This window comes from Acidovorax sp. LjRoot194, from assembly GCF_964253015.1.
Lineage (GTDB): Bacteria > Pseudomonadota > Gammaproteobacteria > Burkholderiales > Burkholderiaceae_C > Acidovorax.
The window spans coordinates 1565123-1588663 of record NZ_CAXUQB020000001.1; the positions used below are offsets into that span (position 1 = coordinate 1565123).

The 23541-nt window shown below is 67.6% G+C and carries 20 protein-coding genes; 10 read left to right on the forward strand and 10 right to left on the reverse strand.

Annotated elements, in window-relative coordinates; translation table 11 throughout:
* Positions 1–7: 7 nt before the first annotated feature.
* Complete coding sequence (locus tag ACSQ3N_RS07215) at positions 8–1312, reverse strand: tryptophan--tRNA ligase (protein WP_436145955.1); 1305 nt, start codon at positions 1310–1312, stop codon at positions 8–10.
* Between the two features lie 33 nt (positions 1313–1345).
* Positions 1346–2014, reverse strand: a complete 669-nt coding sequence (locus tag ACSQ3N_RS07220; protein ID WP_436145956.1) for a site-2 protease family protein — start codon at positions 2012–2014, stop codon at positions 1346–1348.
* 218 nt (positions 2015–2232) lie between these two features.
* On the opposite strand from ACSQ3N_RS07220, the gene ACSQ3N_RS07225 reads away from it, so the two are divergent.
* Positions 2233–3411 (forward strand): methyl-accepting chemotaxis protein, encoded by a 1179-nt coding sequence (locus tag ACSQ3N_RS07225; protein ID WP_436145957.1) that lies wholly within the window; start codon positions 2233–2235, stop codon positions 3409–3411.
* Positions 3412–3590: 179 nt separating this feature from the next.
* On the opposite strand, the gene ACSQ3N_RS07230 is transcribed toward ACSQ3N_RS07225, so the two are convergent.
* Positions 3591–4226: an L-threonylcarbamoyladenylate synthase gene (locus tag ACSQ3N_RS07230; RefSeq protein WP_436145958.1), complete on the reverse strand. Its 636-nt coding sequence runs from the start codon at positions 4224–4226 to the stop codon at positions 3591–3593.
* Between the two features lie 193 nt (positions 4227–4419).
* Entirely contained in the window at positions 4420–5277 is an 858-nt protein-coding gene (locus ACSQ3N_RS07235; RefSeq protein ID WP_436145959.1) for a 3',5'-nucleoside bisphosphate phosphatase, read from the reverse strand.
* 146 nt (positions 5278–5423) lie between these two features.
* Between ACSQ3N_RS07235 and ACSQ3N_RS07240 the strand changes: the two genes are divergently transcribed.
* From ACSQ3N_RS07240 to ACSQ3N_RS07250, 3 genes are all read left to right on the forward strand, one after another.
* Entirely contained in the window at positions 5424–7268 is a 1845-nt protein-coding gene (locus ACSQ3N_RS07240; protein WP_436145960.1) for a methyl-accepting chemotaxis protein, read from the forward strand.
* A gap of 327 nt (positions 7269–7595) precedes the next feature.
* Entirely contained in the window at positions 7596–9404 is a 1809-nt protein-coding gene (locus ACSQ3N_RS07245) for a methyl-accepting chemotaxis protein (protein WP_436145961.1), read from the forward strand.
* Positions 9405–9517: 113 nt separating this feature from the next.
* The gene (locus ACSQ3N_RS07250; protein WP_436145962.1) at positions 9518–9742 is read left to right on the forward strand and encodes a tautomerase family protein; all 225 of its coding nucleotides are present in this window, start codon (positions 9518–9520) and stop codon (positions 9740–9742) included.
* Between the two features lie 152 nt (positions 9743–9894).
* Here ACSQ3N_RS07250 and recJ read toward each other — a convergent pair whose 3' ends face one another.
* Both recJ and ACSQ3N_RS07260 read right to left on the reverse strand, forming a co-directional pair.
* The gene (gene recJ / locus ACSQ3N_RS07255) at positions 9895–11622 is read right to left on the reverse strand and encodes a single-stranded-DNA-specific exonuclease RecJ (RefSeq protein ID WP_436145963.1); all 1728 of its coding nucleotides are present in this window, start codon (positions 11620–11622) and stop codon (positions 9895–9897) included.
* On the reverse strand, positions 11619–12593 hold the full coding sequence (locus tag ACSQ3N_RS07260; RefSeq protein ID WP_436145964.1) for a phosphoglycerate mutase: 975 nt from the start codon (positions 12591–12593) through the stop codon (positions 11619–11621). The genes recJ and ACSQ3N_RS07260 overlap by 4 nt, the downstream gene beginning before the upstream one ends.
* An 80-nt stretch (positions 12594–12673) precedes the next feature.
* On the opposite strand from ACSQ3N_RS07260, the gene ACSQ3N_RS07265 reads away from it, so the two are divergent.
* Positions 12674–13927, forward strand: a complete 1254-nt coding sequence (locus ACSQ3N_RS07265; RefSeq protein ID WP_056420665.1) for a lipoprotein-releasing ABC transporter permease subunit — start codon at positions 12674–12676, stop codon at positions 13925–13927.
* Entirely contained in the window at positions 13920–14642 is a 723-nt protein-coding gene (gene lolD / locus ACSQ3N_RS07270; RefSeq protein WP_056161774.1) for a lipoprotein-releasing ABC transporter ATP-binding protein LolD, read from the forward strand. Before ACSQ3N_RS07265 ends, lolD begins: the two co-directional genes overlap by 8 nt.
* Positions 14643–14897: 255 nt before the next feature.
* Here the strand turns inward: lolD and ACSQ3N_RS07275 are convergent, their stop codons facing one another.
* The 4 genes from ACSQ3N_RS07275 to ACSQ3N_RS07290 are packed head-to-tail and all read right to left on the reverse strand — an operon-like array spanning position 14898 to position 19095.
* On the reverse strand, positions 14898–15941 hold the full coding sequence (locus ACSQ3N_RS07275) for a VWA domain-containing protein (RefSeq protein ID WP_056161776.1): 1044 nt from the start codon (positions 15939–15941) through the stop codon (positions 14898–14900).
* 27 nt (positions 15942–15968) lie between these two features.
* Positions 15969–17063 carry a DUF58 domain-containing protein gene (locus ACSQ3N_RS07280; RefSeq protein WP_056161778.1) on the reverse strand — a complete coding sequence of 365 codons (1095 nt, stop codon included), beginning with the start codon at positions 17061–17063 and terminating at the stop codon, positions 15969–15971.
* Positions 17064–17071: 8 nt separating this feature from the next.
* Positions 17072–18067, reverse strand: a complete 996-nt coding sequence (locus ACSQ3N_RS07285; RefSeq protein ID WP_056161779.1) for an AAA family ATPase — start codon at positions 18065–18067, stop codon at positions 17072–17074.
* Positions 18068–18120: 53 nt separating this feature from the next.
* Complete coding sequence (locus tag ACSQ3N_RS07290; RefSeq protein ID WP_056161781.1) at positions 18121–19095, reverse strand: S1C family serine protease; 975 nt, start codon at positions 19093–19095, stop codon at positions 18121–18123.
* A 142-nt stretch (positions 19096–19237) separates the two neighbouring features.
* On the opposite strand from ACSQ3N_RS07290, the gene ACSQ3N_RS07295 reads away from it, so the two are divergent.
* The 4 genes from ACSQ3N_RS07295 to ACSQ3N_RS07310 all read left to right on the forward strand — a co-directional run bounded on the left by ACSQ3N_RS07295 (position 19238) and on the right by ACSQ3N_RS07310 (position 23496).
* Positions 19238–20062: a TatD family hydrolase gene (locus ACSQ3N_RS07295; RefSeq protein ID WP_056161783.1), complete on the forward strand. Its 825-nt coding sequence runs from the start codon at positions 19238–19240 to the stop codon at positions 20060–20062.
* Positions 20063–20247: 185 nt separating this feature from the next.
* Positions 20248–20820, forward strand: coding sequence for a DNA-deoxyinosine glycosylase (locus ACSQ3N_RS07300; RefSeq protein ID WP_056161785.1), 573 nt, complete (start codon positions 20248–20250; stop codon positions 20818–20820).
* 20 nt (positions 20821–20840) lie between these two features.
* Positions 20841–21605, forward strand: a complete 765-nt coding sequence (locus tag ACSQ3N_RS07305) for a spermidine synthase (RefSeq protein WP_436145965.1) — start codon at positions 20841–20843, stop codon at positions 21603–21605.
* A gap of 94 nt (positions 21606–21699) precedes the next feature.
* Entirely contained in the window at positions 21700–23496 is a 1797-nt protein-coding gene (locus tag ACSQ3N_RS07310) for a GspE/PulE family protein (protein WP_056161790.1), read from the forward strand.
* The last annotated feature ends 45 nt before the right edge of the window (positions 23497–23541 follow it).

Sequence of the window (23541 nt, forward strand, 5' to 3'; positions counted from 1 at the left end):
TGGGGTGTCAGGCCGCGGCTGCAGCGTCTGCCAGTGCCTGCAGCGCCACACTCACGTCGGCCGCCTGCACGCCATCGACCGGGGCCAGGCGCGGGGCCAGGGCCTGCAGGGCGCCTGCGTCCTTTTGCAGCTGGGCGATGGCTTGCCCGGCGTCTTTGGGCGCGTCAAAGCCGGTGCTCTGCAGCAGCAGGCGGCCATCTGCCGCCACCAGCTTGAAGTAGAACTTGCCGTCGGCTTCGCGGTACTGCTTGAACGAGGGCAGGGCGGCCTTCGCTGCCTTGGCGGGCTTGGCTGCGGTGGTGGGCTGCGCCAGGCTGCGCAGGCCCACGGCCGAGCGCAACTCGCGGATGAACGGCGTGGCCAGGGCGCGGGCCCGCTCGGCGCCGGCCAGCAGCGTGGCTTCGATGCGGGCGGGGTTGTGGATCAGCTCCTCGTACTGGGCGCGCATGGGTGCGATCACCTGGTCCACGCGTTCGAGCAGCGTGCTCTTCGCGTCGCCCCAGGCAATGCCGTCGGCATAGGCCTTGCGCAGCGCCTCGGTCTCTTCGGGCGTGGCAAAGGCCTGGTAGATCTGGAACAGGGCCGAGCCGTCCACCTCCTTGGGCTCGCCGGGCGCGCGCGAGTCGGTCAGGATGCCGCCGATCAGCTTCTTGAGCTGGTCGCGCGAGCTGAACAGCGGGATGGTGTTGTCGTAGCTCTTGCTCATCTTGCGCCCGTCCAGGCCGGGGAGCGTGGCCACATGGTCGTCGATGGCGGCTTCGGGCAGCACGAAGTGCTCGCCGTACAGGTGGTTGAAGCTCGCGGCCATGTCGCGCGCCATCTCGATGTGCTGGATCTGGTCGCGGCCCACGGGCACCTTGTGCGCCTTGAACATCAGGATGTCGGCGCCCATGAGCACGGGGTACATGAACAGGCCCGCCGTCACACCGTCGTCGGCCTCGCGCCCGGCAGCGAGGTTCTTGTCCTGCGATGCCTTGTAGGCATGGGCGCGATTGAGCACCCCCTTGCCGGTCACGCACGACAGCAGCCAGTTGAGCTCGGGAATCTCGGGGATGTCGGACTGGCGGTAGAAGGTGACGTGGTCGGGGTTCAGGCCCGCCGCCAGCCAGCTGGCCGCGATCTCCAGCGTGGAGCGCTGGATGCGCACCGGGTCCTCGCACTTGATCAGCGCATGGTAGTCGGCCAGGAAGTAAAAGCTCTGCACGTTGGGCGACAGGCTGGCCGCCACCGAGGGGCGGATCGAGCCCACGAAGTTGCCCAGGTGGGGCGTGCCCGTGGTGGTGATGCCGGTGAGAAAACGCGTGGTGCTCATGGGGACGGTGTCAGCAAAAAGGGGAGAGAACAATTAACGCAACAGGGCTGTGAGCGGGGTGAGCAGAAACTGGATGACGGTATAGCCCACCGACATCAGCGGGCGCAGCCACAGCGCGCCCACCACACCCGCCACCACCAGGGCCAGCACGATGAAGAAGCCGTAAGGCTCGATGCGCGAGACCATGTGCGCCTGCTTCCAGGGCAACAGGCCCACCAGAATGCGGCCGCCATCGAGCGGCGGCAGCGGAAACAGGTTGAAGGCCCACATCACCAGGTTGACCAGCACGCCGGCGCGCGCCATCTCGATGAAGAAGCGCTCGTCCACGCCCGAGCCCACCACCGCCACGAGCAGCACGGCCCAGAAGATCGCCTGGAAGAAATTGGACGCCGGCCCGGCCAGGGCCACCCAGATCATGTGCCGCTTGGGGTTGCGCAGGTTGCCGAAGTTGACCGGCACCGGCTTGGCGTAGCCGAACAGGAACGCGCCCGAGGTGGCGAAGTACAAGAGCAGCGGCATCAGGATGGTGCCGACCGGATCGATGTGCTTGAGCGGGTTGAGCGTGATGCGGCCCATCATGTACGCGGTGTTGTCGCCGAAGTGGCGCGCGGCGTAGCCATGGGCTGCCTCGTGCACCGTGATGGCAAACAACACCGGCAGGGCGTAGATCAGAACGGTTTGGATGAGATTGGAGATGTCCACCCGTCGATTGTCTCAGACGCACGGAACACGCTCAGAGGCCAGGGAAAGCGCAGGCCCTCCACGCAGGGTGATGCGGTTGTACGACAGCGTTACACCCTCCGCGCTCAATCGTTGATAGCATGTGGCACGGAGTAACAAAATGCATCGCAGGTTTGGGGTGCTGTTTCTCGTTGCGCTGCGGCCCATACTCATACAAAACACCCTTTCGGAGACATCCCGTGCCCCTGGATCACCTCAAAATCGGAACCCGCCTCGTTCTTGCCTTTGGCGGCATAGCGCTGCTGATGGCGTTGATCATGGGCATGGGTTTGTCGCGCATCAGCCGCGCCGAAGACACCTACCGCAGCGCGGTGTCCACCGCCACGGACGGCGAGCGCACGTCCAAGGCCACCCAGGCGCAAGAGCATTTGTCCAGCGCCCGCTCCTGGATCGTGGGCGGTGGCATTGCGGTGTTTGCGCTGTCTCTGGTGGCCTTTCTGACCCTGCGCAGCGGCATCGTGAGCCCGCTGAACCAGGCCATCCTGATCGCCGAGACCGTGGCCTCGGGTGACCTGAGCCAGGAGTTCAGCTCCGACCTCGACGGCGACTTTGGACGGCTTCTGGACGGCTTGGGCACCATGGAGGACACCCTGACCGACCTGGTCTCGCGCATCAAGCAGAGCACCGACTCCATCACGGCATCGGCCGCGGACATCGACCGGGGCAACAGCAACTTGTCGCGCCGGGCCGAAGACCAGGTGTCGTCCCTGACCGAAACCGCCGCCAGCATGGAAGAGCTGACCGCCACCGTGCGCCAGAACGCCGAGCGCGCGCATTCGGCCAGCGGCCTGGCCGTCAAGGCATCGGCCATCGCCGAGCAGGGCGGCGCGGTGGTGGGCGAGGTGGTGCAGACCATGCAGGCCATCAGCGGCAGCTCGCGCAAGATCGTGGACATCATCCAGGTGATCGAAGGCATCGCCTTCCAGACCAACATCCTCGCCTTGAACGCAGCGGTGGAAGCCGCCCGCGCGGGCGAGCAGGGCCGCGGTTTTGCCGTGGTGGCCAGCGAAGTGCGCAGCCTGGCGCAGCGCAGCGCGGTGGCCGCGCGCGAGATCAAGGCGCTGATCAGCGCATCGGTCGAGCAGGTGGAAAGCGGTGCGGGCCAGGTGGGCAAGGCCGGCAAGACCATGGAGGAGATCGTGGTTGCCGTGGGCCAGGTGAGTACCCTGCTGGGCGAGATTTCGGTGGCCCTGCGCGAGCAGAGCGAGGCCATCAGCCATGTGAACGCCGCCGTATCGCACATGGACGGCGCCACGCAGGAGACGGCGGCCCTGGTGCAGAACGCGGTGGCCACGGCTTCGGCACTGTCGGCACAGGCCAGCGACCTGGAGCAGGCGGTCGGCGCATTCAAGTTGTAGCCCCCTGAGCCGCTGCGCGGCTTCCCCCTCAGGGGGACGCCACCCCTGGACTGGCGGAGCCAGATCCACGGTGGCACTGGCCTTGGGCCGCGCCAGTTTTGGGCGCTGCAATCCAAAAAAGGACTCTGAGGCTCAGCACGGTCTTCACAGGCGCAGAGGAGGGGGCCGAGACTTCAGTTCTACAACCCCAGCGCTTGCAGGCTTCCGCGGCCTTCGCGGATGACTTCGGGGTCGCCGCCGGCGCCCATCGGGGTCAGGTCGATCACGGTGGTGGGCTCCAGGGGGCAGGCGCCAGAGTCGACGATGGCGTCGAGCAGTTTTTCGTAGCGCGCGCGGATGTCCTGCGGGTCGTTCAGGGGTTCGGTTTCGCCTGCGGGGATCAACGTGGTGGCCAGCAGCGGGGCGCCGTGCAGCTCCAGCAGCAGTTGCAGGCCCTTGCGGTCGGGCACGCGCAGGCCGATGGTCTTGCGCGAAGGGTGGCTCACGCGGCGCGGCACTTCCTTGGTGGCTTCCAGGATGAAGGTGTAGGGGCCGGGCGTGCCCAGCTTGAGCAGGCGGTACTGCCGGTTGTCCACGCGGGCGTAGTTGGCCAGCTCGGACAGGTCGCGGCACAGCAGCGTGAGGTGGTGCTTGTCGTCCACCTGGCGGATGCGGCGCAGGCGGTCCACCGCGTCCTTGTCGTCCAGGTGGCAGACGAGTGCGTAGCTCGAGTCCGTGGGCACGGCCACGATGCCGCCCTTTTGCAGCAGCAAGGCGGCCTGCTTGAGCAGGCGGGGCTGGGGATTGTCGGGGTGGGCTTCAAAATACTGGGCCATGGTGGGGCGGTCTCAAGGGTTCACAAAAATACGAAGTGCACGGCGCGCAACGGCCGACCCGCTGCAGTCGAGGCCAGTGCACCGCACAGTGCGGTCTCGGCCCTTCGGTCCGCCGACCGGGGCGCACCCCACGCTGCAGACGGCCGGTGGTGCACGCTGCGCCGCGCAGCGGCTGGCTGCGCCAGGGCGGGTTCTATCGCTGGATTTTGTCGGCCAGCAACTCCCACACGGGGGTCAACTGGCCCGGCAACATCGGCAGCGTGCCCAGGTCGGTGTGCGATTCGTCGGGGCTGTGGAAGTCGCTGCCGCGCGAGGCGGCCAGGCCGAACTCCTCGGCCATCGCGGCGTAGGTCACGTATTCGGGCGAGCTGTGGCTGCCGGTGACCACCTCCACGCCGCGCCCGCCGTGCTGCTTGAATTCGGAAAACAGCGCGAACTCTTCATTGGCGCTGAACTTGTAGCGGGCCGGGTGGGCGATGACCGCCATGCCGCCAGCCTCGGTGATCCAGCGCACGGCATCGCCCAGGGCCGCCCAGCGGTGGGGCACGTAGCCGGGCTTGCCTTCGGTGAGGTACTTGCGAAAGACTTCGGGCGTGTCGCGGCAGACGCCGGTTTCCACCAGAAAGCGGGCAAAGTGCGTGCGCGAGATCAGTGCCGGGTTGCCCACGAACTGCAGCGCGCCTTCGTAGGCGTTGTGGATGCCCGCCTGCGCCAGCTGCGCGGCCATGTCCTTGGCGCGCTCGCCGCGGCCGCCGCGCGTGGCGGCAAGGCCTTCGACCAGCTGGGCGTTGTCGGGGTCGAACCCCAGGCCCACGATGTGGACGGTGGTGTCGGCAAAGGTGACGGAGATTTCGACGCCGGTGAGGTAGGGCAGGCCCAAGGCACGGGCGGCAGCCATGGCGCGGCGTTGGCCACCGATCTCGTCATGGTCGGTCAACGCCCACAACTCCACCCCGTTGGCTTTGGCGCGGGCGGCCAGGTCTTCCGGCGTCAGGGTGCCATCGGAGACCACGGAATGGCAGTGCAGGTCGGCGTTCAGAATGGTTGTCACCGGGCCATTTTAGGGCTTGTACCGATAACGCGCGCTGCCGAACCCAGCAACACTGCCAGTAGGGGCATGGGCCCAAGCTGCGCACCGGTGCCTTCGGCGTCGCCGCAGCGGCAGCGCGGTGATCTGCGCTGCGCCAAGGAGCGAGCATGAAATTCAACGACCTGCGCGTGGCCCACAAGATGTGGAGCGTTGTTCTCGGTCTGCTGGCACTGATGCTGGTGACCACCCTGTGGACCCAGTGGTACGGCCGACAGGTCTCCGCCGCCACCGAGCAGTCGGTCGACAAATACGAGGAAGCGATCACCACCGCCGTGACCTGGCGGGGCCTGGCCGAGGTGGCGGTGACCATGTCGATGGCCAGCTTCGTCACCACCGACCAGGCCCTCAAAGCCGATTTCGATGCCCGCGTGGCGGCGCTGACGGCGCGCATCACGCCAGTGCAGGAGCAGATTGGCAAGACCTCGGTGTCCGCAGCGGACAAGGCCGCACTTGCCAACGTGGCCGCCGCGCGCGCGGACATCCGGGGCCAAACCGACAAGCTCAAGGAGCTGACCGACGCGGGCGATGCCGCCGCCAAACAGGCGTACCTGGCCAGCACCTACCGGCCCAAGGCCGTCGCGTACCTGGAGTCCATCGACAAATTCGTGGCCGCGCAGCAACTGCAGCGCGACGAGGCCGTGAAGGCCGCCCGCGACACACGGGGCAATCTGGTGGTGATCGGCCTCACGGCGGCGGTGGGCGTGGTGCTGCTGGGCATGCTGATGGCGTCGCTCCTGGTGCGCTCCGTCACGCGGCCGCTGGACCGTGCCGTGCTGCTGGCCGAGGCGATCTCGGCGGGCGACCTGACCCAGAACATCCACGACGACCGCAAGGACGAGCTCGGCACGCTCACCCGCGCGCTGTCGGCCATGTCCGAACGTTTGCGCGGCGTGGTGGGCGAGGTGCGCACGGGCGTCAATTCCGTGTCATCCGCATCGGTGGAGATCGCCAACGGCAACCACGACCTGTCGGCCCGCACCGAGCAGACGGCCTCCAACCTGGAAGAGACCGCGGCCAGCATGGAGCAGTTGACGGCCACCGTGAGCCAGTCGGCCGACACCGCCCGCCAGGCCAACCAACTGGCCAGCACTGCAGCCCAGGCCGCAGCGCGCGGCGGCGAAGTGGTGGGCCAAGTGGTGACCAGCATGCAGCAGATCACCGACAGCAGCAAAAAGATCAACGACATCATCGGCGTGATCGACGGCATCGCCTTCCAGACCAACATCCTGGCACTGAACGCCGCGGTGGAAGCAGCCCGCGCCGGCGAGCAAGGCCGCGGCTTTGCGGTGGTGGCCAGCGAAGTGCGCAGCCTGGCCGGGCGCAGCGCCGAAGCCGCCAAGGAGATCAAGGCGCTGATCGGTGCCTCGGTGCAGAACGTGGAATCCGGCTCGGCCCAGGTGGCCCAGGCCGGGCAGACCATGCAGGAGATCGTGGCGAGCGTGCAGCGCGTGAGCGATCTGATCGGCGAGATCACGGCATCGTCGACCGAGCAGCGCGACGGCATTGCGCAGGTGAACCAGGCGGTCACGCACCTCGATCAGATGACCCAGCAGAATGCGGCGCTGGTGGAGGAGTCGACAGCCGCAGCCACCTCGATGCGCGACCAGGCGCAGCGCCTGGCCGAAGTGGTGTCGGTATTCAACGTGGGCGCGGTGGCTGTGCGTGCGCCCGCCCCGTCACCCCAGTCCTCCCGGCCCGCCCCTGCGGCAGCACCCCGGCCGGTCTCTGCAGCCAGGCCCCGCGTAGCAGGCACCGGAGCCAAACCTGCCGCGTCCGCCTCTACCGCCCGGCCCCCCGCCACCAAGGCCCCGGCAGCGCCGCGGCTGGCGTCTTCCAAGCCCGCCGCGGCATCCAAGGCCGCAGGGACCGCCACCGCGGCTGCGGCCCCATCCAACGCACCGGCACCCCGTGCGACAGCAGGAGGCAGCGACGATGACTGGGAAAGCTTCTGACAGGGCGCCCGATCCTGGGTGGCGGCCTTGGCCGCTCCCGAATTGATAGCTGCTAGCGCATGTTAGCCGTGCGGTAGCGGCAGTTTTCATCTGAATTTTGACTGTACGCTGCTACCTGCAGGCTTGGTAGGCAGCGTGCAAAGCGGGGGCGCGGCCCGTGGGCCTCTGCAGTTTTTAGGGTTTCTGAATGCGGGTTTTTCCCGGTGAATGGCTGGCGCAAGAGGGTGCCTGGCTGGCGTAGGCTATGGGCTGTTGCTGATGTAATCGAATGTTTCCGGGCGAGCCTTGCCTTGCATGAACACACAACAGATCCACCAGGGAAAAACCATGCAATTCGACAATATCCGCGTCTCCCGCAAGCTGTGGGGCGCATTTCTAGGCCTGATGATCGGCATGCTGCTGCTCTCGGGCTTTGCGCAGAACCGGGCCAACACGTCCATGTCTGCCGCCATTGATTCGGTGGTGGAGATCGAGGCACGCATTTCGTCGGCCGTGCGCTGGCGGGGCTCCACCGAAACCGCGGTCACCATGGTCATGGGCGGCGCGGTCACCACCGATGCGGTGCTGGCCGAGCAATACGGCGCCAAGGTCAAAGAGATCATCGGCTCCATCAACAAGGTGCAGGAGTCCATCGTTGCCTCGGCCACCGCGCCGGAAGAAAAGGCGTCGCTCGACAAGGTGCTGGACGCGCGCAAGGCCGTGCTGGCCGCCACCGCCAAGACCTGGGAGCTCAAGGGCGCAGGCGACGCGGTGGCCACCCAGCGGTTTGCGGACGACGAGTTCGCGCCCCTGGTCACCAAGTACCTCAAGGCCCAGGACGACTTCGTCGCCACGCTGGAAAAGCGCCGCGACGCCATCCGCGCCGACGCCACCGCGCGCCGCGTGGAGTACGCCATCTGGGGCATCGTCACCTCGCTCGTGCTGATGGCCGTGGGCCTGTTCCTCGCGTGGAAACTGGTGCACTCCATCACCGTGCCGCTGAACCAGGCGGTCGAGAACATCGACGCCATTGCGGCGGGCGACCTGACACGCGAGATCCAGTCCACCCGCAAGGACGAGTTCGGCCACATGCTGCGCGCGCTGTCGGCCATGTCCGAACGCTTGCGCGGCGTGGTGGGCGAGGTGCGCACGGGCGTCAATTCCGTGTCATCCGCATCGGTAGAGATTGCCAATGGCAACCACGACCTGTCGGCGCGTACCGAGCAGACGGCGTCCAACCTGGAAGAAACCGCGGCCAGCATGGAGCAGCTCACCGCCACGGTGAGCCAGTCGGCCGACACCGCCCGCCAGGCCAACCAGCTGGCCAGCACCGCAGCCCAGGCCGCAGCGCGCGGCGGCGAAGTGGTCGGCCAGGTGGTGACCAGCATGCAGCAGATCACCGACAGCAGCAAAAAGATCAACGACATCATCGGCGTGATCGACGGCATCGCCTTCCAGACCAACATCCTGGCGCTGAACGCCGCAGTGGAAGCGGCGAGAGCCGGCGAGCAAGGCCGGGGCTTTGCGGTGGTGGCCAGCGAGGTGCGCAGTCTGGCCGGTCGCAGCGCAGAAGCGGCCAAGGAGATCAAGGCCCTGATCGGCGCCTCGGTGCAGAACGTGGAATCGGGCTCGGCCCAGGTGGCCCAGGCCGGGCAGACCATGCAGGAGATCGTGGCCAGCGTGCAGCGCGTGAGCGACCTGATCGGCGAGATCACCGCATCGTCGACCGAGCAACGCGACGGCATTGCGCAAGTCAACCAGGCCGTGACGCACCTCGATCAGATGACGCAGCAGAACGCAGCGTTGGTGGAGGAGTCCACAGCCGCAGCGACCTCGATGCGCGACCAGGCACAGCGCCTGGCCGAAGTGGTGGCGGTGTTCAACGTGGGTGCCACGGCAGTGCAGGCCCCCGCCCCGGCACCACGCCCCGCACCCGCCGCGCCCAGGCCTGCCGCTGCGGTCAAGGCCGCCGCGCCTGCCGCACGCGTCGCCGCACCGTCCAAGCCTGCCAGCGCGAACGCCAAGGCCCCAGCCGCGCCCCGGCTTGCATCGTCCGCCGCTCCCGCCGCACGCCCGACAGCCCCGCACGCGCCAGCCCCGTCGCCCGCACCCCGTGCTACGGCCCAGGGCGGAGATGACGACTGGGAAAGCTTCTAAAACGTCCCAAGCTCCGAATGTTTGCGCGAGCTTCAAGAACACACAGACGAAAAAAACAAAGGCAGCCTTGGCTGCCTTTTGCTTTGGTACATCACTGAAAAAAGGATCTGCGCATGCCCCTGGTCAACATCCGCCTCGCCCAACGCGACATCCCCACCACGTCCGCCCAGAAGGCCGCCCTGATCGCGGGCGTCACCCGCCTTCTGCAGGAAGTGCTGGACAAAAAACCCGAGACCGTGACCGTCATCATCGACGAGATCGACCCTGACAACTGGGGCGTGGGCGGCGAGCAGGTCACCGTAGCGCGCCAGCGCAGCCCAGATCCGCTGCAGGCCTGAATTGCGGGTACCTGCACCAGCCCTTGCAACTGTCGCAGCGCAAGCCAGCGGCAGCCGCGCAAGGGCCGCCCCGCCGCGCTGGCTGCGTCCCCCTTCCCGAATCGCGCAGCGATTCGAGAGAAGGGGATGGCGCGAAGCGCCTCAGGGGGTTGTCACTGAACCTCAGCGCCCTCCACCAAAAACTGCACCTTGCGCTCTCCCTTCCACTCGTTCACATCCAGCCGAAACGCCAGCAGCACCCGCGCAGGCAGCTGCTCGGTGTGGCCGAACCAGATCGCGTCGACGGGATTGCCCTGGTGCATGAGCTTGATCGACAAATGGTTCTTGGCCTCGCCCACGAGGCGCTGGCTCACGATCTGCACTTCCTCGCTGAACGTAGGGGGCAAGAAGCCCTGGCCCCAGACCTCGCGGTGCAGCGTGTCCACGATGTCGGCGCGGCAGTATTCCGCCGACAGCGGGCCGTCCGTCTCGATGCGGCGGGTGAGGGTGGAGGCATCGAGCCACTCCTGCGCCACCTGGGCCAGTGCCTGCTCGAAGGTGTCGAACGAGTCCGCATCCACCGTGCAGCCCGCCGCCATGGCGTGCCCCCCGAACTTCAGCAGCACGCCCGGGTGGCGCTTGGCCACCAGGTCCAGCGCATCGCGCAGGTGAAAGCCCGGGATGGAGCGGCCCGAGCCCTTGAGCTCGTGCGACTTGCCCGGCGCGCTGCTGGCGGCAAACACGAACGTGGGGCGGTGCAGTTTGTCCTTGATGCGGCTGGCCACGATGCCCACCACGCCTTCGTGAAAATCGGGGTCGAACACGCTGATCGCGGGTGGCGGCTCCTCGCTGTCGTCGAACAGGCTCTCGGCCATCAGCATCGCCTGCTCGCGCATGCCGCCCTCGATCTCGCGGCGCTCGCGGTTGATGCCGTCGAGTGTGGCGGCCAGCTCGGCGGCGCGGCCCGCATCATCGGTCAGCAGGCATTCGATGCCCAGTGTCATGTCGGCCAGGCGGCCTGCGGCGTTGATGCGCGGGCCCAACGCAAAGCCGAAGTCGAACGTGGTGGCCACGGGCGCCTTGCGGCCCGCGGCGTGGAACAGCGCCGCCACCCCGGCGGGCATCTGGCCCGCGCGGATGCGCTTGAGGCCCTGGGCGACCAGGCGGCGGTTGTTGGCGTCGAGCCGGACCACATCGGCCACCGTGCCCAGCGCCACGAGAGTCAACAACGGGTCCAGCTTGGGTTGGGTGGCCGCATCAAAAACACCCCGCGCCCGCAACTCGGCCCGCAGCGCCAGCAGCACGTAGAACATCACGCCCACGCCGGCCATGGACTTGCTCTCGAACGTGCAGCCGGGCTGGTTGGGGTTGACGATGGCGTCGGCCGCCGGCAGCGCGGGGCCCGGCAGGTGGTGGTCGGTGACGACCACGGTCAGGCCCAGCGCCTTGGCTTCGGCCACGCCGTCCACGCTGGCGATGCCGTTGTCCACGGTGATCAGCACATCGGCCCCGCGCTCCTTCACGCGGCGCGCAATGCTGGGCGTGAGGCCATAGCCGTCCGTCACGCGGTCGGGCACCAGGTAGTCCACCTGCTGCGCGCCCAGCATGCGCAGGCCGCGCACGCCCACGGCGCAGGCGGTGGCGCCGTCGCAGTCGTAGTCGGCCACGATCACCAGGCGCTGGTTCTGCGCCATGGCGTCGGCCAGCAGGCGGGCGGCGTCGCCAATGCCCTTGAGCCCGTGGTCGCCGCTGGGCGGCAGCAGCCGGGCCAGGCCGTCGTCCAGCTCGTCCTTGGCCCGCACGCCACGCGCTGCGTACAGGCGCGCCAGCAGCGGGTGCACGCCGGCCTGCTCCAGCGCCCAGGCGGCACGGGGGGGAATGTCTCTTGCTATTATTTTCATAGCTGGTGGCGCAGGTCCATAAAGCGGGAGGGCTTGAAAAAGCCTTGAATGCGCTGGGTGAGCGTGCGCGGGGCGGAATGAAAGGCCAGGGCGCTGCGCTCGCCGCACAGCGTGAGTTGCACGGGGGTACCGGCCTCGGCCTGGCGCAGCAGGTCGGCCACGGGGCCTGCGTCGAGCGCGGCCCACGCCGTGCGCCAGGCGCGCCAATCGTCGCGCAGTGCAGCGTCACGCAAGGTGGTGGGCAGGGTGGGGTTCACGGCCTTGGATGCGGCAGGCGGCAAGGACTCTGGCAGCACACCCGCGCCATGGACCCAGAACGAGTTGACCACCGGCAGCCCGCGCGCCGATCGCTCGTCGTTTAAGGCGTGGGTGTAGAGCAGCATCTGCATCTCGCTATGCAGCCGGTGCAAGGTGCGGGCAGCGGGCTCGGCACGGGCGTCGGGCATCCAGGCGCGCACATCGCGCAGCAGTACACGCTCGAGCGATGCGGTGGCGAGCTGCGCAAACAGCGCGCCGCTGGCCAGCCAGCGTGTGGGCTGGTCGTAATGCAGCGTGATGCCGTCTTCGGCAAACCAGGGCGAGACGATGGCCAGCAGCGCGCGCGACGCCGCCTCGTCCAGGCCCAGCGTTTCAGGGTCGCGCAGGGTGACGTGGTCGGTGGTTACCTGCCACTGGCAGGGCGTGAAGAACGCCCACGCCTGTCCGTCGGCGGCCAGGCCCTGCTGGTGGCGGTACCAGGCGGCCCAGGGGATGCGCCCGTCCTGCGCGGGCAGGCCCAGGTCGCGCGCCAGGGCGCGTTCATGGGGCGTGGAGAAGCTGGTGTCTTCGCCGTTGTCGCTCAATGCGGGGAGGGGGCTGAGCCGGGCCAGGAGCCTGTCCAGGTGGGGCAGGGCCAGGTCCTGCAGGGCTTGCTGGCATCCCTCGGAAGCGCTTGCGGCATAGGGAATGAGCAAATGGGTGGTGTCCGACATCCCCCTATTGTCCGGGATGCCACAATCTGCCCCGCCCCGACCAGACATTCCGCGCTGCCGGGGCCTCTTCTTTTTGATCCATGAAAATCCCCTACGAACTGGCCCTGGGCTGGCGCTACACCCGCGCCGGCCGCGCCACCCGGCGCAACGGCTTCATCTCGTTCATCTCGGGCGTGTCCATGCTGGGCATCGCGCTCGGGGTGGCCGCGCTCATCATCGTGCTGTCGGTGATGAACGGCTTTCAGAAGGAAGTGCGCGACCGCATGCTCAGCGTGGTCTCGCACATCGAGATCTTTGCGCCCCAGGGCGCCGCACTGCCCGACCCGGCGCTCACGCTGGCCGAGGCCAAGAAAAACCCCAACGTGGTGGGCGCTGCACCCTTCGTCTCGGCCCAGGCGCTGCTGGCGCGCGGTGAGGACATGAAGGGCGCGCTGGTGCGCGGCATCGACCCGGCGCTCGAAGGCGCGGTGACCGACCTGGCCGCCACCAATGAAAAGACGCTCAACCTGCTCGTGCCCGGAGAATTTCGGGTGGTGCTGGGCGGCGAGCTGGCCCGTGCCCTGGGTGTGCGCGCTGGCGATGTGGTCACGCTGATCGCCCCCGCAGGGCAGGTCACCCCGGCGGGCGTGGTGCCGCGCCTCAAGCAGATGACGGTGGCGGGCACGTTCGATTCGGGCCACTACGAATACGACTCGGCCCTGGTGCTGCTGCACCACGAGGACGCACAACGCATCTTCCGGCTGGAAGGCCCCACCGGCGTGCGCCTGAAGCTCAAGGACCTGCACCAGGCCCGCGAAGTGGCGCAGCAACTGGCCAACAGCCTGAGCGGCATGCTGCTGGTGCGCGACTGGACACAGCAAAACCGCACCTGGTTCGCCGCCGTGCAGCTTGAAAAGCGCATGATGTTCATCATCCTCACGCTCATCGTGGCGGTGGCTGCGTTCAACCTGGTCTCCACCCTGGTGATGACAGTGACCGACAAGCGCGCCGACATCGCCATCCTGCGCACCCTGGGCGCCAGTCCCAAAAGCATCATGGGCATCTTCGTGGTGCAGGGCGCCATGGTCGGCGTGATCGGCACTGCGGTGGGCCTGCTGCTCGGCCTGGGTATCGCCTTCAACATCGACGTGATCGTCCCGGCCATCGAAAAGGCCCTGAACGCGAGCTTTTTGCCCAAGGACATCTACCTCATCAGCAAGATGCCCAGCGAGCCGCAAAGCAGCGACATCGTGCCCATCGGGCTCATCTCCCTGGTGCTGGCCTTCGTGGCCACCCTGTACCCCAGCTGGCGCGCCAGCCGTGTGAACCCTGCCGAGGCGCTGCGCTATGAGTGACAAGAACAACAACAACGACAACGGCCACGCCGCCCCTGCTGCGGGCGCCGTGGTTCTGGAAGCCAAGGGCCTGACCAAGCGCTTCACCGAAGGCCGGCTCGACGTGACCGTGCTCAAGGGCGTCGACCTGCAGATCCGCGCGGGCGAGACCGTGGCCATCGTCGGCGCATCGGGCTCGGGCAAGAGCACCTTGCTGCATTTGCTGGGCGGCCTTGACGCGCCCACCGCGGGCAGCGTGCGCCTGAAGGGCGAGGCGATGTCGTCGCTGTCGGCCGAGCGCCAGGGCCAGCTGCGCAATCAGCACCTGGGCTTCATCTACCAGTTCCACCACCTGCTGCCCGAGTTCAGCGCGCTGGACAACGTGGCCATGCCCCTGCGCATCCGCCGCATGCCCGACGCCCAGGCCCACGAGCAGGCCGCCCAGGTGCTCGCGTCGGTGGGCCTCAAGGACCGTGTGCACCACCGCCCGGCCGAACTCTCCGGCGGCGAGCGCCAGCGTGTCGCCATCGCGCGGGCCCTGGTCACCCGGCCCGCCTGCGTGCTGGCCGACGAGCCCACAGGCAACCTCGACAGGTCGACCGCCGATGGCGTGTTCGAGCTGATGCTGCAGCTCGCACGCGACCATGGGACCGCGTTTGTGATGGTCACCCACGACGAGTCGCTGGCCGCGCGCTGTGGGCGGGTGGTGAGGCTGGTGTCGGGGGTTTTGGGGTAATAGGGCGGCAGGGGCCGGGGTCGATGAGCAGTCGATGGCGGCCTCCAGTTGGGAGGCGGATTGCCGATGCCAGGCAATCGAAGTTAGGGAGCGAAAAGAGAAGGGCGCATGCAGCACAGGGTGGTTGCCTTTTCCCCATGTCATGCGAGTCCTCAGCCCTCAGTTTTAGAGTCTAGTCAAACGCGCGCCGTGTGGGTGCTTCAAAAAAAATAGCATCCAGCGCAGGTCAATCAAGCGGTACCTGCCGAAATTGGGTCACAAAATCCGCCCGTACCACCACACCGACAACCCTGCCGCCAGCAAAGCCAGTACGGCCCCCACCAGCGCCAGCAGAGACGATACCTCCGTCTCCTTTTTCTCGACCGTCAGGCGCGAGCTCAGCGTCTCATACACCTTCTTCAAATCCGCAGCGGTCGCTGCGTGGAAGTACTCCGCATTGGTGCGCGTGGCCACGGCTTTCAGGGTTTCTTCGTCGAGCCGCACGCGCATCGACCAGCCTTCGAACCCGATGGTCTCGCCCTGCACCGTGCCCACCCCCACCGTGTACACGCGCACGCCGCGGTCGGCGGCCCACTTGGCGGCTTCGAGCGGGTCCACGCCGGTGGTGCGCTGGCCGTCGGTCAGCATGATGATGGCGGCCGAGTTGTACGAGCCGGGTGCCACGGGCGTGAAGGGCTTGGCCGGGTCCTGCTTGCCGATCTCGTCGATGGGCTTGGGGCGCATGGCCTGGCGGCCGCCCAGGGCGGAGATGTCGATGCCTGCGTCCGGGAACAGCGTGGCCAGCGACAGCATGATGCCGTTGCCCGTGGCCGTGCCGCGCTGCAGTTGAAAGCTGTCGATGGCCTTGACCAGGTCTTCGCGGCTTTGCGTAGGCAACTGGGCCAGTTGGGCGCTGCCGGCAAATGCCACGATGCCCACGCGCACGTGCCGGGGCAGTTCGGCAATGAAGGCTTTGGCTGCGTTCTGTGCGGCGGTGATGCGGTCGGGCTCCACGTCGGAGGCGCGCATGCTGCCCGACACGTCCATGGCCAGCATGATGGTCTGGTTCTGCGAGGGCAGGGTGATGACGGCCATGGGCCGTGCGGCGGCGATCAGCAGCGCAATCAGTGCCAGCAGAAAGAGGGCCGGCGGAATGTGGCGGCGCAGACGCTGGCCCGGGCCCATGGCTTCGCGCACCAGCGACAGGCTGGAGTAGCTCAGCGCGGTCTTCTTGCGCCGGTGCAGCAGCCACCAGTACAGCAGCACCAAGAGGGGCGCAACCAGCAACAGCCAGAGCAGGGTGGGCCAGAGAAAAACCATGGTGCAGGTCCTTGATGGCGGCTTGGGTCAGGCGGCGGCAGGCACACCTGCCCCCAGGGCCGAGGGCGATGATGGTGAAGGCGACGACGATGACACGCTGCGCGGCGTGCGCACGCGGCGCTGGCGCATGTCCATGAAGCGCAGCAGCGCATCGACCAGGTCATCGTCGGTGCACAGCTCGAGCGTGTCGGCACCGGCGCGCGCCAGGCCTTCGCGCAGCACCGCCTCGCGTTCGGCAGCCAGGTTGGCAAAGCGGCGGCGAAAGGCCGCGTCGTGCGTGTCCACCTGCAGCTGCTCGCCGGTTTCGGCATCGCGCAGGGTGATCAGGCCGACGTCGGGCAGCTCCATCTCCAGCGGGTCGAGCAGGCGCACGGCCACGACGTCGTGCCGCTGTGCGAGTTGTGCCAGGGGCTTTTCCCAGCCGGGTGCGCTGATGAAGTCGGACACGACGAACACGGTGGAGCGCCGGCGCAGGTTGGACAGCCCGGCGTGCAGCAGCCGGTGCAGTTCGGTGGCAGCGATTGCGCCCTTTGCGCCCATTGCGCCTTTCGCTCTCGTGGAGCCGTTGGCGCGCGGTGTTGAAGATGTCGTTGCAGGTGCCAATAACCGATGGACCAGATGCAGCACATGTGCGCGGCTGCTGCGCGGCGGCAGCGTGGCATCCACCGCGCGTTCGGCCTGGCCGCTGGCGCCGCCATACAGCATGGCGCCCACCCGGTTGCCGTGGCGGGTGAGCAGGCGCGAGAGCACCGCCACGAAGCCGGTGAGGATGTCCCGCTTGGAGTGGCCTTCGGGGCCGAAGCTGATGGAGGGGCTCAGGTCCAGCAGGAACCAGGCGGTCATCTCGCGGTCTTCGGTAAACACGCGCACGTGGGGCAGGTTCAGGCGCGCCGTCACGTTCCAGTCGATGTGGCGCACATCGTCGTGAGGCTGGTATTCGCGCAGGTCGGCCAGGTCCAGGCCGCTGCCGCGCATCAGGGTGCGGTAGTCGCCCTGCAGCAGGCCGTCGAGCCGCCGGATGACCTTCCACTCCAGCTCGCGCAGCAGGCGGTCGGCCTGCCCCGGCTGGGTCGGCAGCGCATGCACCGTTGCGGAAGAGGTGTCGGGCGGCGTTTTGGCCATGGTGGAGCTCAGGCGGCTTTTTGCTCGTGGTGCAGGGGGCGCGCAGGCGCCGGGATCTTGGCCATGATGCGCTGGATCAGCGCGTCGGCGTCAAGCCCTTCGGACAGTGCTTCGTACGACAGCGCCACGCGGTGGCGCAGCACGTCGGCGGCCAGGTCGGTCATGTCTTCGGGCAGCACGTAGTTGCGGCCGCGCAGCATGGCCAGGGCCTGCGCGCCTTCGGCCAGGGCGATGGTGGCGCGGGGGCTGGCACCGCAGCTGATGTAGGCCGCCAGGTCTTTCAGGCCATGGCGGGAAGGCACGCGGGTGGCGGCCACGAGCTTCACGGCGTACTGCAGCATGGATGGGTCCACATACACGGTGCGGCATTCGGCCTGCAGCGCCGCCAGCTGGGCTGTGGTGGCCACGGGCAGCACCTGCACGGGCAGGTCCAGTGCGCGCTGGGCGATGACGAACTCTTCCTCCTCCGTCGGGTAGTCGAGCAGCACCTTCATCATGAAGCGGTCCACCTGCGCTTCGGGCAGTGCGTAGGTGCCTTCTGTCTCGATGGGGTTCTGCGTGGCCATCACCAGGAAGGGCTCCGGCACCTTGTGTGTCTCGCCGGCAATGGTGACCTGGCGCTCCTGCATCACCTCCAGCAGCGCGCTCTGCACCTTGGCGGGCGCGCGGTTGATTTCATCGGCCAGCAGCAGGTGGGTGAACACGGGGCCCAGCGCGGTGCTGAATTCGCCGGTCTTCTGGTTGTACATGCGGGTGCCCACGAGGTCGGCAGGCACCAGGTCGGGCGTGAACTGAATGCGCTTGAAGCTGCCCTGGATGGTGCTGGCCAGCGTCTTCACCGTGAGCGTCTTGGCCAGTCCCGGCACGCCTTCGACCAGCAGATGGCCCTGGGCGAGCATGGCCACCATCACGCGTTCGAGAAAGCGGTCCTGCCCGACCACCACGCGCTTGACTTCGTAGAGCACCTGCTCCATCAGGGTGGCGGTGTTCGCTGTGGATTCCATGGATGTCTTTCCTTGTCAGTGGTCGAAGATGCGGAGAGTCGCCCAACCCCCAGCTAGAACGGCGGCATGCCCACGGCAGCAGCAGCGTTCTCAATGGGCACGGCAAAACCGATGCCGATGAAGGTGCGCGCGGAGGTCGGGTTCAGGATGGCGGTGACGATGCCCACGACCTCGCCGTCGAGCGTGACCAGCGGCCCGCCGGAGTTGCCCGGATTGGCGGCAGCGTCGAACTGGATCAGGTTGCTGAGCTGGCGTTTGCCTTCAGGCGAGGTGAATTCGCGCTTGAGACCCGACACCACGCCGGCCGAGGCCGACGGTCCGATGCCGAACGGAAAACCCACGGCCACCACATGGTCGCCGGGGCGCAGGTCTTGCGTGGAGCGCAGGGGCGCGGCTTCGAGGTCGTCGGGAACCTTGTGCGCCTGCAGCACGGCCAGATCGTTTTCAGGCTGCGCGCCGGTGATGCTGGCCGTGGTCTCCAGGCCGTCGTGGAAGGTGATGGCAATGCGGTCAGCGCCCGCCACCACGTGCAGGTTGGTCAGGATGACGCCCTTGTCGACGATGACGACGCCCGTGCCCACACCGCGCTCGATCTCTTCCTTGCCGTTTTTGCTGCGGCTGTAGCCCACCACGCGCACCACCGATGGCGCAATGGCCTCCACCGCGCGTGCGGCGGCCGAGGGCGGGGTGGTGGTCTCCAGCGTGCGCAGCACGGCGGCGTCGATGTCTTCCTGGGTGATCCTGTGCGGGGCAGGGCGCTGCTGCACCCACAGGCTGACGGCGAGCAAGGCCGAGAGCAGCGCGATCACGGCCCACAGGCTGTGCAGGTGGCGCCGCGACAGCGCCACGGCCGAAGCGGCGGGCGTGGGTGGGATGGTCGCAGAGGCGCCATCGTCCCCCTGCGGCAGCGCGCCAGGCGCCGCAGAATCCACCGGTGCAGAGGAGGATCTGTCGGAGGGTGCCGCCGCGGCCCCGTCCAGAGGGCGGCGGGCCGGGCGGGAGCTGCTGTAGAGGGCGGGCCGAGGCATCCTGTCACCTTTTCTACTGCGCCGCAAAAAAGCGCATGGTTTTGACGTTAGCACGTATCGATGCCAGATGCACATCCAAGGTTTCGTGCACCGTTGGCTGGCTACGAAGCCGGGGCCCTGGTTCTTGGGGCATCATGCCCGGATGACTGTCTGGATCGACACCCACTGCCACCTGGACGCCCCGGAATTCGACCCTGACCGCGATGCGGTCCGCGCAACTGCCCGCGCACAGGGCGTGGCGCACTGCGTGATCCCGGCGGTGGAGCGCAGCAACTGGGCCACCGTGCGGGAGCTGGCGCACCACCATGGGGACAGCTACGCGCTGGGCATCCACCCGCTGTACACCGGTCGTGCCGACGACGGCGACCTGGAGCTCCTTGAGGCTGAGCTAACGCAGCACCACGCCGACCCGCGCCTGGTCGCCATTGGTGAGATCGGGCTGGATTATTTTGTGAGCGGGCTGGACCCGGTGCGGCAGGAGCGGTTTTACCGGGCCCAATTGCAATTGGCGCGCCAATTCGACCTGCCGGTGATCTTGCATGTGCGCCGATCGGCCGACAAGCTCCTCAAAGGCCTGCGCGAGCTGCCGGTTTGCGGCGGCATCGCGCATGCCTTCAACGGCAGCCAACAGCAGGCCGACGCTTTCATCGGGATGGGGTTCAAACTGGGCTTCGGGGGCGCCATGACCTATGACCGCGCCCTGCAGCTGCGCCGCCTGGCCACCGAGTTGCCCGAGGACGTGCTGGTGCTGGAGACCGACGCGCCGGACATCCAGCCGCACTGGCTCTACACCACGGCTGCACAGCGTGCCGAAGGCCAGCCCCAGGGCCGCAATGCTCCTGCAGAGCTGCCGCGCATCGCCGAGGTGCTGGCGCAACTGCGGGGCCAGCCCGTGCAGGCACTGGCCGCGGCCACCACACGCAACGCGCTGGCAGCGCTGCCCCGGCTGGCGGCGCTGGTGCGGTAGCGCCTGCGTGCCGAGGGCAGGCGCTTGATGACGGAGACCTGCTGCCAGCCCGGTGGCAGGCTGCCGTTGTCTACCCCTGAAACAAGGAGCCACTGAGGAGTTTTGCGCAACGTGGCGCTCGGTTTGCAGCTATCTTTTTTTGTGGGCGCGCAAAGCGCTGTTGCGGTTTCGGCCAGAATCAGTCCATGCCTCTCGTCCCCGCGCCCAGCCCCGCACCATCCCTGGCCGCCACCCGGTGGCAGGGACTGCCGCCCGTGGCGTCTGCCGAGACCGTGGTGCTGGTACTGGGCAGCTTTCCAGGCGCGGCCTCACTGCGGCTTCGCCAGTATTACGCCCACCCGCAAAACCATTTCTGGAAGATTCTGCAGGCGCTGTGGCCCCAGCATCCGCTGCCGCCTGCCGGGGCTGATGACCACTATGCGCGGCGCTGCGAATGGCTGCTGGCGCGCCGGCTGGGGCTGTGGGATGTGTATGAAAGCTGCGAGCGCGAAGGCAGCCTGGACACCGCCATCCGCAACGCCCAGGTGAACGACTTTGCGCGCCTGCACGGACACTGCCCGCGTCTGGCCGCGCTGGCCCACAACGGTGCCGAGAGCTTTCGGCACGCGCCCGCAGCGCTGGCCAGCCTGGAATCGGCGCACCCGACCCGGATAGACGCCGTGCGGCTGCCCTCGACCAGCCCCGCCAATGCCTCCTGGAGCTTTGACCGAAAATTGGCGGCCTGGGGCGAGCTGATGGCTGCCCACGGACTGCTTTGACTGCCTTCCACCCCATCCGAATGACGCGAAAAAAGAATACGACCCCCGAACTGCCCGAAGTCAGCGTCTCCGACGACGGCGAGGTGCGGCACCTTCACCTGGGCACGCCCTGGATCCAGGGCTCCATGCGCGTGGCCGAGCCGTTCGTGCTGGAGCTGGAGTACGTGCAGCGCATGATGGCCTGGCTGTTGTTTGCCGACCCTGCGCAGGTCTCCAAGGGGCACGCCATGCAACTGGGCCTGGGCGCGGGAGCCATCACCAAGTTTTGCCACAAGAAGCTGCGCATCTGCAGCACGGCCATCGAGCTCAACCCCCAGGTGGTGGCGGTGTGCCGGCAGTGGTTCAAGCTGCCGCCCGACGGCCCCAAGCTGCGCGTGGTGCTGGCCGATGCGGCCCAGGAAATCCGCAACCCGATGTGGCTGGGCACCGTGGATGCGCTGGCGGTGGACCTGTATGACCACGATGCGGCAGCGCCAGTGCTCGACAGTCCGGACTTCTATGCCGACTGCCGCGCACTGCTGACGGATACTGGCAGCATGACCGTCAACCTGTTTGGCCGTGCCTCCAGCTACGACCGCAGCCTGCAGAGCATGGCGCAGGCCTTCGGCGAAGACGCGCTGTGGTCCTTCAAGCCGACGCGTGAGGGCAACACCGTGGTGCTGGCCCAGCGCACCCCGACGCGCCCCAAACGCACCGAACTGGCCTTGCGGGCCGAGGCCATCCAGGCGCGCTGGGACCTGCCGACGACGAAATGGCTGCGGGCTTTCAAACCCGTGGCGGGCTGAACGGCGCGGCGTTCATGCAGGGCATGGCAGAGCGCGAGCAGCGCAGACAGCGTAGATGGCGCTGAGAACGTGTACGCACACTGAAAGGTCTCCGATGACGAAGGTTGCAGAAGTTTCCACCGAGCGCGCAGCCGCAGCGCCCTACGTCGGCCCCCTGGATTGGCGGCGCATGGTGCAGTGGCTGAGTGAGGACAAGGTCATCACCCGCGAGGAAGCCCAGCGCACCATCGCCCGCTGCTCGCAGGCCGAGAGCTCCCAGCATGCGCTGGTGCGCCTGGCCAACGTGGCCATGGAACGTGCGTCAGACGGCAAGCCGCTCGACATCGAGGCGCTGTCCGAATACCTGGCGCGGCGTGCCGGGCTGCCCTATCTGCGCATCGACCCGCTCAAGGTGGACGTGGGCCGCGTGGCCGACACCATGAGCGCGACCTATGCCGAACGCCACAAGGTGCTGCCGGTTCAGGTGACATCCAAGGAAGTGGTGGTGGCCACGGCCGAGCCCTTCATTGACGACTGGGTGGCCGAGGTGGAGCGCCAGTCGCGGCGGACGGTGCGCCGGGTGGTGTCCAACCCTGCCGACATCCATCGGTTCACCGCCGAGTTTTTTGCACTGGCCAAGTCCGTGCGCGCAGCCCAGAAGGCTGGCGGGGCCGGCGGCGGCAGCAGCTTCGAGCAACTGGTCGAGCTGGGCAAGAGCAACAAGCAGCTCGATGCCAACGACCAGGGCGTGGTCAAGGTGGTGGACTGGCTCTGGCAGTACGCGTTCGACCAGCGCGCCAGCGACATCCACCTGGAGCCCCGCCGCGAGCAGGGCGTGATCCGCTTTCGCATCGACGGCGTGCTGCACCCCGTCTACCAGATGCCCATGGGCGTGCACAACGCCATGATCTCGCGCATCAAGCTGCTGGGCCGCATCGACGTGGTGGAAAAGCGCCGCCCGCAGGATGGCCGCATCAAGACGCGCAACCAGCGAGGCGACGAAGTGGAAATGCGCCTGTCGACGCTGCCCACCGCGTTTGGCGAAAAGATGGTCATGCGGATCTTCGACCCCGACAACGCGGTCAAGGACCTGGACGCACTGGGTTTTGCGCCGCACGACGCCCAGCGGTGGGAGGACCTGGTCAAGCGACCGCACGGCATTATCTTGGTGACCGGGCCCACCGGCTCGGGCAAGACCACCACGCTGTACTCCACGCTCAAGCGCGTGGCCACCGAAGAAGTCAACGTCAGCACGGTGGAGGACCCGATCGAAATGATCGAGCCCAGTTTCAACCAGACCCAGGTGCAGCCGCAGCTCGACTTCAACTTCGCCGAAGGACTGCGCGCCCTGATGCGCCAGGACCCGGACATCATCATGGTGGGCGAAATCCGCGATCTGGAGACGGCCGAAATGGCGGTGCAGGCGGCGCTCACCGGTCACCTGGTGTTCTCCACGCTGCACACCAACGACGCGCCCTCGGCCATCACGCGGCTGATGGAGCTGGGTGTGCCGCCGTACCTGCTCAACGCCACCATCCTGGGGGTGCTCGCCCAGCGACTGGTGCGCACGCTGTGCAAGCAGTGCAAGCAAAAGGACGATACGACGGACCGCGAAGTCCTGATGGGCGCCGTCAAGCCCTGGAAGCTCAGCGGCGGCTACCAGCCCTACAAGCCCGTGGGCTGCGTGGATTGCCGCATGAGCGGCTTCCGCGGGCGCATGGGCCTTTACGAGCTGCTCACGGTGAGCGAGGCCCTGAAGGAAAAGATCAACCAGGCGCCTTCCATCGACATGCTGCGCCGCCAGGCCGTGCAGGACGGCATGCGCCCGCTGCGCCTGGCCGGTGCGCTGCGGGTGGCCGAAGGGCTCACCACGCTCGAAGAGGTGCTCACCGCCACGCCTCCGCTGGAGTAGGGGCACCAGGTCTCCTGGGCGACTGCCACGCCGCTGGTCCCATTA

Coding starts and splice junctions, on each gene's coding strand:
- ACSQ3N_RS07215 (WP_436145955.1), bottom strand. CDS start 1,312: ATGAGCACCACGCGTTTTCTCACCGGCATCACCACCACGGGCACGCCC.
- ACSQ3N_RS07230 (WP_436145958.1), bottom strand. CDS start 4,226: ATGGCCCAGTATTTTGAAGCCCACCCCGACAATCCCCAGCCCCGCCTG.
- ACSQ3N_RS07240 (WP_436145960.1), top strand. CDS start 5,424: ATGAAATTCAACGACCTGCGCGTGGCCCACAAGATGTGGAGCGTTGTT.
- ACSQ3N_RS07245 (WP_436145961.1), top strand. CDS start 7,596: ATGCAATTCGACAATATCCGCGTCTCCCGCAAGCTGTGGGGCGCATTT.
- ACSQ3N_RS07250 (WP_436145962.1), top strand. CDS start 9,518: ATGCCCCTGGTCAACATCCGCCTCGCCCAACGCGACATCCCCACCACG.
- recJ (WP_436145963.1), bottom strand. CDS start 11,622: ATGAAAATAATAGCAAGAGACATTCCCCCCCGTGCCGCCTGGGCGCTG.
- ACSQ3N_RS07260 (WP_436145964.1), bottom strand. CDS start 12,593: ATGTCGGACACCACCCATTTGCTCATTCCCTATGCCGCAAGCGCTTCC.
- ACSQ3N_RS07265 (WP_056420665.1), top strand. CDS start 12,674: ATGAAAATCCCCTACGAACTGGCCCTGGGCTGGCGCTACACCCGCGCC.
- lolD (WP_056161774.1), top strand. CDS start 13,920: ATGAGTGACAAGAACAACAACAACGACAACGGCCACGCCGCCCCTGCT.
- ACSQ3N_RS07275 (WP_056161776.1), bottom strand. CDS start 15,941: ATGGTTTTTCTCTGGCCCACCCTGCTCTGGCTGTTGCTGGTTGCGCCC.
- ACSQ3N_RS07280 (WP_056161778.1), bottom strand. CDS start 17,063: ATGGCCAAAACGCCGCCCGACACCTCTTCCGCAACGGTGCATGCGCTG.
- ACSQ3N_RS07285 (WP_056161779.1), bottom strand. CDS start 18,067: ATGGAATCCACAGCGAACACCGCCACCCTGATGGAGCAGGTGCTCTAC.
- ACSQ3N_RS07290 (WP_056161781.1), bottom strand. CDS start 19,095: ATGCCTCGGCCCGCCCTCTACAGCAGCTCCCGCCCGGCCCGCCGCCCT.
- ACSQ3N_RS07295 (WP_056161783.1), top strand. CDS start 19,238: ATGACTGTCTGGATCGACACCCACTGCCACCTGGACGCCCCGGAATTC.
- ACSQ3N_RS07300 (WP_056161785.1), top strand. CDS start 20,248: ATGCCTCTCGTCCCCGCGCCCAGCCCCGCACCATCCCTGGCCGCCACC.
- ACSQ3N_RS07305 (WP_436145965.1), top strand. CDS start 20,841: ATGACGCGAAAAAAGAATACGACCCCCGAACTGCCCGAAGTCAGCGTC.
- ACSQ3N_RS07310 (WP_056161790.1), top strand. CDS start 21,700: ATGACGAAGGTTGCAGAAGTTTCCACCGAGCGCGCAGCCGCAGCGCCC.